Source organism: Nocardia sp. NPDC052001 (genome assembly GCF_040680615.1).
GTDB lineage: Bacteria > Actinomycetota > Actinomycetes > Mycobacteriales > Mycobacteriaceae > Nocardia.
The window spans coordinates 341,977-352,384 of the sequence record NZ_JBFAXC010000006.1 but is presented as its reverse complement, the minus strand read 5'-3'; the positions used below and the strand labels follow the sequence as shown (position 1 = coordinate 352,384).

The 10,408-nt window shown below is 66.3% G+C and carries 10 protein-coding genes; 8 read left to right on the top strand and 2 right to left on the bottom strand.

Annotated features, from left to right (window positions below; genetic code table 11):
* Nucleotides 1–15: 15 nt before the first annotated feature.
* Nucleotides 16–234: an MbtH family protein gene (locus tag AB0L82_RS28060; RefSeq protein ID WP_364642620.1), complete on the top strand. Its 219-nt coding sequence runs from the start codon at nucleotides 16–18 to the stop codon at nucleotides 232–234.
* A 1,249-nt stretch (nucleotides 235–1,483) separates the two neighbouring features.
* A complete protein-coding gene (locus tag AB0L82_RS28055; RefSeq protein WP_364642617.1) occupies nucleotides 1,484–1,690 on the top strand; it encodes a hypothetical protein in 207 nt (68 codons plus the stop codon).
* 21 nt (nucleotides 1,691–1,711) lie between these two features.
* Here AB0L82_RS28055 and AB0L82_RS28050 read toward each other — a convergent pair whose 3' ends face one another.
* Nucleotides 1,712–2,920 carry a TetR family transcriptional regulator gene (locus AB0L82_RS28050; RefSeq protein ID WP_364642614.1) on the bottom strand — a complete coding sequence of 403 codons (1,209 nt, stop codon included), beginning with the start codon at nucleotides 2,918–2,920 and terminating at the stop codon, nucleotides 1,712–1,714.
* Nucleotides 2,921–3,098: 178 nt separating this feature from the next.
* On the opposite strand from AB0L82_RS28050, the gene AB0L82_RS28045 reads away from it, so the two are divergent.
* A complete protein-coding gene (locus tag AB0L82_RS28045) occupies nucleotides 3,099–3,542 on the top strand; it encodes an SRPBCC family protein (RefSeq protein WP_364642611.1) in 444 nt (147 codons plus the stop codon).
* 29 nt (nucleotides 3,543–3,571) lie between these two features.
* Here the strand turns inward: AB0L82_RS28045 and AB0L82_RS28040 are convergent, their stop codons facing one another.
* Nucleotides 3,572–4,156 (bottom strand): TetR/AcrR family transcriptional regulator, encoded by a 585-nt coding sequence (locus tag AB0L82_RS28040; protein ID WP_364642987.1) that lies wholly within the window; start codon nucleotides 4,154–4,156, stop codon nucleotides 3,572–3,574.
* 156 nt (nucleotides 4,157–4,312) lie between these two features.
* On the opposite strand from AB0L82_RS28040, the gene AB0L82_RS28035 reads away from it, so the two are divergent.
* From AB0L82_RS28035 to AB0L82_RS28015, 5 genes are read left to right on the top strand one after another with little or no spacing between them, the layout of a single operon-like run.
* Complete coding sequence (locus AB0L82_RS28035; RefSeq protein ID WP_364642608.1) at nucleotides 4,313–5,899, top strand: carboxyl transferase domain-containing protein; 1,587 nt, start codon at nucleotides 4,313–4,315, stop codon at nucleotides 5,897–5,899.
* 8 nt (nucleotides 5,900–5,907) lie between these two features.
* On the top strand, nucleotides 5,908–7,920 hold the full coding sequence (locus AB0L82_RS28030; RefSeq protein WP_364642605.1) for an acetyl/propionyl/methylcrotonyl-CoA carboxylase subunit alpha: 2,013 nt from the start codon (nucleotides 5,908–5,910) through the stop codon (nucleotides 7,918–7,920).
* Nucleotides 7,917–9,077: an acyl-CoA dehydrogenase family protein gene (locus AB0L82_RS28025; RefSeq protein ID WP_364642602.1), complete on the top strand. Its 1,161-nt coding sequence runs from the start codon at nucleotides 7,917–7,919 to the stop codon at nucleotides 9,075–9,077. Before AB0L82_RS28030 ends, AB0L82_RS28025 begins: the two co-directional genes overlap by 4 nt.
* Complete coding sequence (locus tag AB0L82_RS28020; protein ID WP_364642599.1) at nucleotides 9,074–9,562, top strand: MaoC family dehydratase; 489 nt, start codon at nucleotides 9,074–9,076, stop codon at nucleotides 9,560–9,562. Before AB0L82_RS28025 ends, AB0L82_RS28020 begins: the two co-directional genes overlap by 4 nt.
* Nucleotides 9,563–10,396 carry a CoA ester lyase gene (locus AB0L82_RS28015; protein ID WP_364642597.1) on the top strand — a complete coding sequence of 278 codons (834 nt, stop codon included), beginning with the start codon at nucleotides 9,563–9,565 and terminating at the stop codon, nucleotides 10,394–10,396. It begins immediately after the preceding gene.
* Nucleotides 10,397–10,408 lie beyond the last annotated feature (12 nt).

The window sequence follows — 10,408 nt, the reverse complement described above, 5'->3', positions numbered from 1 at the left end:
GAAAGGCACTTCGCGATGAGCAATCCCTTCGATGACGACGACGCGCAGTTCTACGTACTGGTGAACGAGGAGGCGCAGCATTCGCTGTGGCCGATCTTCGCCGCCATCCCCGGTGGCTGGACCATCGCGCACGGACCGGCGCAACGTCGTACCTGCCTCGACTACGTCGAAACCCATTGGACCGATATGCGCCCCAAATCCCTGGCCGACGCCATGGCCACCGAGGCCGACTGAATCGGTTCGAAAATCTCTGCGGCCCAACAACTCCGCAGTAAGGACTCGGGGCGCGAGCGCGCCCCGTGCGGCGGTCCCGGCGCATTCACTGGTGATCCAGGCGAACAGTTTTCGGGGGTCTGTCCGCGAACGAAGAAAGGAAACACATGACCACTCCTCCTGCTACCGATCCCACCGGCGGCGTCGACATCGGCGGCATCCTGACCACCCTGCTCAAGTTCCTGAGCGGTGGCTCGACCGCCAGCTACACCCCGCACTGATCCGTAGCCCCCCAACACCTTTCGAAAGGAAAACACAATGCTCAGTGGCAGCGGCTTCACCGACCTGCTCATGGCTTTCGCCCACCTGGTCGGCTCGGGTTCATCCACCTCGGTAACCCAGCCCACCCCGCCGGTGACCACCCCGGTCGTCTAGGAGCTCAAATGTTCACTGGCAGCATGGTTAACGACCTCTTCGCCACCCTGGCCAAGATGCTCGGCACCGGCTCCTCCTACACCTTCCCGCCGCAATAGCGATCGGAAAGGTCGTGAGGCCGCCAGCGCGCAACGCCCTGGCGACCCCACATTCCACCTGAATAAGCGCCGCGATGTACCGTTCCACCACTCCCTGCCGGACCGGTACATCGCGGCGTCCAGGCATTCCGAGTATCTCAGCTACCTCGCTCCGGTAGTCCCGCTCGCGCCGATCGATACAGTGCGGTGATATCCCCGCGTCGGATAGCGGCGGTCGATGACATCGAATGCGGCGGGCCGCCGGCATTTGCGGAGTTCCCGATCCCGGCGTCCGGGCGGCCCGTGATACCCACTATTTGCAACCGATTGGTATCTAATACGGACGCGGTTTTCGGCGGTATCCGGCCCTCGCTCGTGTGGAAGTTCTCGCGGTGTGTCGACCGATTCGTGCGCGAGTCGCGGTGCGCAACCGGATAATTCGGACATCTTATGGTGTGGGGGTTTGCGCCGCGGCCGATCGGATTCGACATGATTCCGCATGTCGGTCCGGCATTCCGGCCGGATAGCGGTTCCGAAAAGTGGAGCTTTATTCTTCGGCGAATTCGACTCACCCCCTTCACTTCCTGCATCCGCGAATGTTTGGCAAATATATTTGTGCGGAAGGCAAGGCATAGTCGCCGCGAAACAGGCCCGGAAGTGTGGGAGCGAATACTTTTCGATAGCGCGCAACGAAGGGATTTCCAATGATGACGGTTACGGAATCCACTGAGCAGCCAGCGGTCACGGAGAGGAACACCATGAGCCGGAGCATTACGGTCGAGCCGCGTACCGTCGGTCTCTACTGGGACCGCGACGGTGATATCTGGCAGCGCGAGGAAGCCGGTTGGCGCCTCATTCTGCAGAGCGGCGTCGCCGTTGATCCGATCTCATTGTGGGAGTGGGAGGACGGGCACGTGGCCGACTACGCGCCGTTCACCCCCATGTCCGTCTTCACCCCGGCATAAGACCCCGCCGGTGCGGCGCGATTACGCTCGCGCCGCACCGAAGAGGGTGACCTCCATCAGCCGGATCACCCTTTCCTGCGGGCAGATTCGCGGATCGTCACCGAAGACGCGCCCCATATCGACCACCAGTCCGAACCCGGCGTGCACCAGGATTCTGGCCTCGCCCTCGGACAGTTCCGGGCGCACCGCAACCAGCAGCCGCACCCATTCGGCCACGATCAGCCGCTGCACATTGCGCAGCATGGTGCGCTCATCGGGCGAAACATGGCTGAACTCCGCGTAATACACATAGGTCAGCTCGCGTTCGGCGAATGAGCCCGCGACATAGAGGTCGACGAGCTTGCCGAGCGCCTCGGCCGGAGTCGCGGACGACGACACCGCGGGTCCGATCGCCCCGGACACCCGATCGGCCGCGCGCCGGAAGGCCGCCGCCAGCAGATCACCCTTGCTCCGGTAGTACCGGTACACCGCCGACGCCGCGGACAGATCGGCCGCCGAGGCGATGTCCTCCACGCTCACATTGGGGTATCCGCGCTGATGGAAGAGCTCGACGGCCTTCTTCAACAGCAACTCGTGCTTGAAGGACTGCGGGATCTCGGTGGCCCGCGGCAGGCTGGCATCGGTGCCGGGCGGCGGTAGTTCGGCGGCTATGAGGGCATCGCAGGCCGAATGCAGCAATGCGGTCAGCGCTTTCACCGGCAGCGCCGCGTGATGGTCGCCGATACTGCTGACCACGCTGAAGATGGCCACCGCGCGCACCGCGCGATCCTGTTCGTCCAGCTCCGGTCGCACCGCGCCGATGAGATCGCGCAGCACCTTCAGCGCCGCGGTGAACTGATCGGACAGCGTCTGCCGATCGGCGTCGTCGAGGTACCGCTGCTCCCAGCGCAACAGGGTGACCGTGGCGCGATTGGCGATGGTCTCGGCGATGATCCGATCCAGCACGCTCGACAGTCGTGCGGCCGGATCCAGACCTTCGGCGTCCTCCGGCGGCGTGGTCGCGTCGACGGTGAGCTGACCCAGCCGCAGCAGCTCCTCGCGGAACAGTGCGTACTTGCTCGGGTAGTGCCGATACAGTGCGGCCGAGGAGATTCCGAGTCGCGCGGCGATATCCTCCATGCTCACCCCGTGATAGCCGAGCGAGCCGAAGGCGGCCGCCGAGGTGGCGGCGATCTGGGCGCGCCGGTTCTTCGGGCGGCGGCGGATCACACGCTCCTCCTCGACATTCATGCCCGTAATGGTAGTCACCAGGTCTTTTGCCGCCCTGCCGGGTTGGGGAGGGCTGTGCTTGCAGGCGAAAGCGCAAGGCGCTCACCCGATTCGGCGTTTCGCGCGCGTTTCGTTCTACGATCGGCGGCCCATCTCGTAGGCTGCGCAGAGGTTAGGGCGAGATCAGGATGGAGCCGGCATGCGCACGGTCGATGTTCAGCGCACGATCCGGGCTCCACTCCCGGATGTCTTCGACTGGCTCACCGATGCGACCAATTATCAGCGCGTACCCATGGTCCGCCGGGTAACCCTGGTCCGCCCCGGCAACACCACCGGTCACGGGGCCGGAGCGGTCCGGCTGATCGTGACCCCGCTCATTCGCCTCACCGAAGAGATCGTGGAGTACGAGCCCCAGCGCCTCATGCGCTATCGACTCCTGAAATCCGTTCCGCCACTGCGACATCAAGAAGGTTTCATAGCTTTCGAGGAGGTCGCCCGCGGCACCCGCGTGCGCTGGTTCTCCACCTTCGAAATCGCCTCGCCGATGTGCGGCGGTCTGGCCACCACCCTGTTCCTGCCCGTCATCCGAGGCGGATTCCTCATGGTGCTGCGCACCGCCGAACGCGAACTTCGCGGTGCCTGAACACAATTCGAGCGCGTTCGGGGTGTAGATCACGCCAGGGCGGCCACGGCCATGCGGCGCAGCACCGGCCGGGCGCGGGTCGCGGTCGCGGCCGGGGCGCTGTGCGGGGTGGAGTTGATCAGGCCGAAGATCGCGTGCGCCTGCACGCGGGCGGTGGCCTCGGGGAGGTCGGGCCGGACTTCGCGCAGTACGGCGACCCAGACCTCCACATATTGGCGCTGGGTGCGGCGGACCTGGCGGCGCGCGGCTTCGGGCAGGTTCTCCAGATCGCGATCCTGGATGCGAATGAGCTCCGGCTCACCCAGGGCGAAGTCGAGGTGGAAATCGATCAGCGCGTCCAGCGCCTCGGCGGGCCCGGTGGCCGCCGCCGCGACCGCCCGGCCGCCGTCGAGCAGCCGCTGACTGATGCCGACCAGCAATTCCACCAGCAGCGCTTCCTTATTGGGGAAGTGGCGGTAGACCGCCGGGCCGCTGATGCCCGCCGCCGCGCCCAGATCGTCCAGGCGCATACCGAGGAAGCCGCGGTCCGCGATCAGCCGCGCGCCCGCGTCCAGCAGCTGCGCGCGCCGCTGCGCCTTCAACTGTTCGCGCCGGGTGAGCGGCGCTGCCGCCAGCGCGGCTCGGGTCGTCGCGGTGGTTTCGGCCGGTGCCGAGGGCACGGTTTCCGCGCTGTTCACCGTGGCTCCCTCCTGCGGTTCTGGACAACTCAGTTAGTGAAGATTATCTTACATTTGAGTTATTGGTGATTAACCGAGCCTGAGGATGACGTCATGACGGTGGCTGGGGAGGTGCGCTCCGGGAACCGGGCCGCGCATCACGCGCTGGTCGAAGAGCTGCGCGAGCGCTTGGCCGTGAGCGCACTGGGCGGACCGGACAAGGCCCGCGAGCGGCATCTGGCCCGCGGCAAACTGCTACCGCGGCAGCGGGTGGATCAGCTGCTCGATCCCGGCTCGCCGTTTCTGGAGCTGTCGCCGCTGGCGGCCACCGGGCTGTACGGCGATGAATGCCCGGGCGCGGGCGTGATCGGCGGTATCGGCCGGGTCTCCGGGCGCGAATGCGTGATCATCGCCAATGACGCCACGGTCAAGGGCGGCACCTACTACCCGATGACGGTCAAGAAGCATCTGCGCGCGCAGGAGGTGGCGCTGCAGAACAACCTGCCGTGCGTCTACCTGGTCGACTCGGGCGGTGCGTTCCTGCCCAAACAGGATGAGGTCTTCCCCGATCGCGAGCACTTCGGCCGCATTTTCTTCAATCAGGCGAATATGAGCGCCAAGGGGATCGCGCAGATCTCCGCGGTCATGGGCTCCTGCACGGCGGGCGGCGCGTACGTCCCCGCCATGAGCGATGAGACCGTCATCGTGCGCAATCAGGGCACCATCTTCCTGGGCGGCCCGCCGCTGGTGAAGGCCGCCACCGGCGAAGTGGTCACCGCCGAGGAGCTGGGCGGCGGCGAATTGCATTCGCGCACTTCCGGTGTCACCGATCATCTGGCCGAGAGCGATCAGGACGCGCTGCGCATCGTGCGGAATATCATCGCCACGCTCGGCCCGAAGACGCCGACGCCGTGGGAGGTCCGGCCCACGGTCGACGCCATCGCGCCGCAGGATGAGCTGTACGACATTGTCCCCGTTGATCTCCGGACGCCCTACGACGTCCGCGATGTCATCACCCGCATGGTCGACGGCGGCGAATTCGCCGAGTTCAAGGCCGAATACGGCCGCACCCTGGTCACCGGCTTCGCGCACATCCACGGTCATCCGGTCGGCATCGTGGCCAATAACGGCGTGCTGTTCGCCGAATCCGCCATGAAGGGCGCGCATTTCATCGAACTCTGCGATAAGCGCAAGATCCCGCTGCTGTTCCTGCAGAACATCACCGGCTTCATGGTCGGCCGCGATTACGAGGCGGGCGGTATCGCCAAGCACGGCGCGAAGATGGTCACCGCGGTGGCCTGCGCGCGGGTGCCCAAACTGACCGTGGTCATCGGTGGCTCCTACGGCGCGGGCAACTACTCCATGTGCGGGCGCGCGTATTCGCCGCGCTTCCTGTGGATGTGGCCGAACGCGCGCATCTCGGTGATGGGCGGCGAGCAGGCCGCGTCGGTGCTCGCGACCGTGCGCGGCGATCAGCTGGACGGCTCCGGCAAGCCCTGGTCGGACGAGGATCAGGAGGCGTTCAAGGCCCCTATCCGCGATCAGTACGAGGCGCAGGGCAATCCGTACTACTCCACCGCCCGGCTCTGGGACGATGGCGTCATCGATCCCGCCGATACCAGAACAGTTGTCGGCCTGGCGCTTTCGGCGTGCGCGCAAGCGCCGCTGGAGGACGTCTCCTACGGCGTCTTCAGGATGTGATCGCCTTGATGAACAAAGCTCACCCCGTCGCCTTCGATACGGTGCTGGTCGCCAATCGCGGGGAAATCGCGGTACGGGTCATCCGCACCCTGCGCGCCATGGGAATTCGCTCGGTCGCGGTGTACAGCGATGCCGATGTGAACGCCCGGCACGTGCACGAGGCCGATATCGCGGTCCGGCTCGGACCGGCCCCGGCCCGCGAGTCGTATCTGGATATCGCCAAGGTGGTGGACGCGGCGGTGCGCTCGGGTGCGCAGGCCGTGCACCCGGGCTACGGATTCCTCTCGGAGAACGCGGCTTTCGCCGCGGCGCTGGACGCGGCCGATATCGTCTTCCTCGGCCCGCCCGCGCGGGCCATCGAGATCATGGGCGACAAGATCGCCGCCAAGAACGCGGTCTCCGCGTACGGCGTCCCCGTGGTGCCCGGTATCGCCCGCCCCGGTCTCACCGATGCCGAATTGATCGAGGCGGCAACGGAAATCGGCTATCCGGTGCTGGTCAAACCGTCCGCCGGTGGTGGCGGCAAGGGTATGCGCCGGGTCGAGGATCCGGCGCTGCTGCCCGAGGCGCTGCTGAGCGCACGCCGCGAGGCCGGTTCCGCGTTCGGTGACGACACCCTGTTCCTGGAGCGATTCGTGAACCGCCCCAGGCATATCGAGGTGCAGATCCTCGCCGATGAATTCGGTCAGGTGCTGCATCTGGGCGAGCGCGAATGCAGTCTGCAGCGCCGCCACCAGAAGGTGATCGAGGAAGCGCCGTCACCGCTGCTGGACCCGCGCACCCGCGCCCGCATCGGCGCGGCGGCCTGCAATACCGCGCGCAGCGTCGACTACGTGGGCGCGGGCACCGTGGAATTCATCGTCTCGGCCGATAAGCCGGATGAGTTCTTCTTCATGGAGATGAATACCCGGCTGCAGGTGGAACATCCGGTCACCGAACTAGTCGCCGGCGTGGATCTGGTGGAATGCCAGGTGCGCATCGCGGCCGGGCAGAAGCTGGCGGTCAGCCAGGAGGACATCAAGCTGACCGGGCACGCCATCGAGGCGCGCGTGTACGCCGAGGATCCGGGTCGCGGCTTCCTGCCCACCGGCGGCACCGTGCTCGCGCTGTCCGAGCCGGAAGGCAAGGGCGTGCGGGTGGATTCGGGTCTGCGCGCCGGAACGGTGGTCGGCACCGACTACGACCCGATGCTGTCCAAGGTCATCGCGCATGCGGGGGATCGCGCCACCGCTATCTCGAAACTCGATGCGGCACTTCGCGATACCCAGATTCTGGGCGTGCGGGACAATATCGACTTCCTGCGCTTCCTGCTCGCGGACACCGATGTGCGGGCCGGAAATCTGGATACCGCCCTGCTGGACCGGCGGGTGGTCGATTACACCCCGCCGGTGGTCTCCGATGCCCAATTCATCGCCGCGGCAACGGATCTCTGGTTGTGCCGGTGGCCGAGCGCGCCGGCCGATCTGTGGGCGACGCCGAACGGCTGGCGGATCGGCGCGCACGCGCCCACCGTATTCCGGCTCACCGCCGGTGATCGCACCGCGCACGTCTACCTGTCCGGCACGCCCGGCAATGCGTTGGCATGGGTGGAGGACGGTGAAAAGCATTCCCTCACAGCCACTTCCGATGCCGAATGGCTCACCCTCACCCTCGACGGCCTGCGCACCCGCTACCGCGTCGCCACCGGTGACGGTCAGCTCTGGGTGGCCGACGCCACCGGCGTCGCCCAGCTGCGCGAGGTCGCCGAGGCCGATATTCGCGGCGGCGGCGAACACGTCGGCGATGCCGAAATCAAGAGTCCCATGCCGGGTTCGGTCATCGCCGTGCCCGCGGTACACGGCACCGAGGTCGAGGCCGGGGCCCCGATCGTCATTGTCGAAGCCATGAAAATGGAGCACACCCTCACCGCCCCCGTGGCCGGTCGGGTGGAGGTGCTCGTCGAGCCCGGTGCCCAGGTCAAGCTGGAAGAGCTGCTGGCCCGCATCATCACCGCCGATTCCCAGGAGAACACCGCGTCATGACCGACTTCCTGTCCACCGGCACGCTGCCGGACGAATACCGCGAACTGGCGCTCACCGTCCGCGATTTCGCCAATCAGGTGGTGGCCCCGGTCGCCGCGAAACACGATGCGGAGCACAGCTTCCCGTACGAGGTCATCGCGGGCATGGCGGATATGGGCCTGTTCGGCCTGCCGTTCCCGGAGGAGTTCGGCGGTATGGGCGGCGACTACTTCGCGCTCTGCCTGGCCCTGGAAGAGCTCGGCAAGGTCGATCAGAGCGTGGCCATCACCCTCGAGGCCGGTGTCTCGCTGGGGGCCATGCCGATCTACCGCTTCGGCAATGACAAGCAGAAGCAGGAGTGGCTGCCGCTGCTCGCCAGCGGGCGCGCGCTCGGCGCGTTCGGGCTCACCGAACCCGGCGCGGGCAGTGACGCGGGCGGCACCCGCACCACCGCCGTACAGGACGGCGACAGCTGGATCATCAACGGCAGCAAGCAGTTCATCACCAATTCGGGCACCGATATCACCCGGCTGGTGACCGTGACCGCGGTGACCGGCACGACCGAGGGCAAGAAGGAGATCTCCACGATCATCGTGCCCGCCGACACCCCCGGATTCGTGGCCGAGCCCGCGTACAACAAGGTCGGCTGGAACGCCTCGGACACCCACCCGCTGAGCTTCACCGATGTGCGCGTCCCGGCCGAGAACCTGCTCGGCGAACGCGGCCGCGGCTACGCCAACTTCCTGCGCATTCTCGACGAGGGGCGGATCGCCATCGCGGCGCTGTCGGTCGGCGCGGCACAGGGCTGCGTGGACGAGAGCGTCAAATACGCCAAGGAGCGCGAGGCGTTCGGCCGCCCCATCGGCAGCAATCAGGCCATCGCGTTCAAGATCGCCCGCATGGAGGTGCGCGCGCATATGGCCCGCACCGCCTACTACGACGCGGCCGCGCTCATGCTGTCCGGTAAGCCGTTCAAGAAGCAGGCCTCGATCGCGAAACTCGTGGCCAGCGAGGCCGCCATGGACAATGCCCGGGACGCCACCCAGATTTTCGGCGGCTACGGCTTCATGAACGAATATGCTGTGGCACGGCACTATCGCGACAGCAAGATTCTCGAGATCGGCGAGGGCACCACGGAGGTGCAGTTGATGCTTATCGGGCGGGAGCTGGGTCTGTGACCGAACAGGATTCGCAGGCGCGCCGGATCGTTCAGCGCGGCCTGTGGTTCGAGGAGTTCGAAACCGGTGTGGTGTACGAGCACCGGCCCGGCCGCACCATTACCGAAGCCGACAATGTGCTGTTCACGACGCTCACCATGAACACCCAGGCGATGCATCTGGACGCGGCGTTCGCCGCCACCCAGGAGCCGTTCCGGCAGGTGCTGGTGAACTCCATGTTCACCCTGTCCACACTGGTCGGCCTGTCGGTGGCGCAGCTGACCCAGGGCACCATCGTGGCCAATCTCGGCTTCTCCGAAATCGCCTTTCCCAAACCGCTTTTCCACGGCGACACGCTGTACGCCGAAACCGTGGTCACCGACCTGCGGGAATCCAAGAGCCGTCCCGGGGAGGGCATCGTGACCTTCGCGCACACCGGCCGCAATCAACACGGGGACGTGGTGGCGACGGCCGTCCGCAAAACCCTGGTGAGAAAGCAGAAATAGATGAGCTGGGAGCTGCCCGGACCGGCGTGGCTGTTCTGTCCCGCGGATCGCCCCGAGCGCTACGCCAAGGCCGCCGCCGCGGCCGATGTGGTGATCATCGATCTGGAAGACGGTGTGGCCGAAGCGGATAAGGCGGCCGCCCGCGAGGCGCTGATCGCCACCCCGCAGGATCCCGAACGCACCGTCATCCGGGTGAACGCGGCGGGCACCGTCGAGCACATGCTCGATCTGGACGCGCTGCTGCGCACCGAGTACCGGCGACTCATGCTCCCCAAATGCGAATCGGCGGAACAGATTACGCGACTGGCCGATTACGAGGTGATCGCGCTCATCGAATCCCCGCTGGGCGCGATGGCGGTCGGACGAGCGGTCATGGTGCGCAATGCCATCGGCGTCATGTGGGGCGCGGAGGATCTGGTCGCGGCGCTGGGCGGCAATTCCAGCAGACATGCCGACGGCGGCTATCGGGATGTGGCGCTGCATGTGCGGTCGCAATCGCTGTTGGCGGCCAAAGCATATGGCAAATTCGCACTCGATTCGGTGTTCCTGAATATCCCGGATCTGGATGGGCTGGCGGCGGAGTCCGAGGACGCGGTCGCCGTCGGCTTCGACGCCAAGGTCGCCATTCATCCGAGTCAGATTCCGGTCATCCGGCGTGCCTACGCACCGGCGCCCAAGGAAGTCGATTGGGCGCAAAGGCTTTTGGCCGAGGTGCCGAACCATCGGGGTGTGTTCACCTTCGAGGGCCGAATGGTGGATATGCCGGTCATCCGGCATGCCGAGCGAATCGTGCAGCGCGCGCAGGTCGCGGACAGCGCCGGATTCGCGTCATAGGAGGTAGTGCGG

Excerpts from the sequence above, each read along its gene's own strand:
- AB0L82_RS28055 (WP_364642617.1), top strand. The coding sequence starts at position 1,484 with ATGAGCCGGAGCATTACGGTCGAGCCGCGTACCGTCGGTCTCTACTGG.
- AB0L82_RS28050 (WP_364642614.1), bottom strand. The coding sequence starts at position 2,920 with ATGAATGTCGAGGAGGAGCGTGTGATCCGCCGCCGCCCGAAGAACCGG.
- AB0L82_RS28035 (WP_364642608.1), top strand. The coding sequence starts at position 4,313 with ATGACGGTGGCTGGGGAGGTGCGCTCCGGGAACCGGGCCGCGCATCAC.
- AB0L82_RS28060 (WP_364642620.1), top strand. The coding sequence starts at position 16 with ATGAGCAATCCCTTCGATGACGACGACGCGCAGTTCTACGTACTGGTG.
- AB0L82_RS28030 (WP_364642605.1), top strand. The coding sequence starts at position 5,908 with ATGAACAAAGCTCACCCCGTCGCCTTCGATACGGTGCTGGTCGCCAAT.
- AB0L82_RS28045 (WP_364642611.1), top strand. The coding sequence starts at position 3,099 with ATGCGCACGGTCGATGTTCAGCGCACGATCCGGGCTCCACTCCCGGAT.
- AB0L82_RS28025 (WP_364642602.1), top strand. The coding sequence starts at position 7,917 with ATGACCGACTTCCTGTCCACCGGCACGCTGCCGGACGAATACCGCGAA.
- AB0L82_RS28015 (WP_364642597.1), top strand. The coding sequence starts at position 9,563 with ATGAGCTGGGAGCTGCCCGGACCGGCGTGGCTGTTCTGTCCCGCGGAT.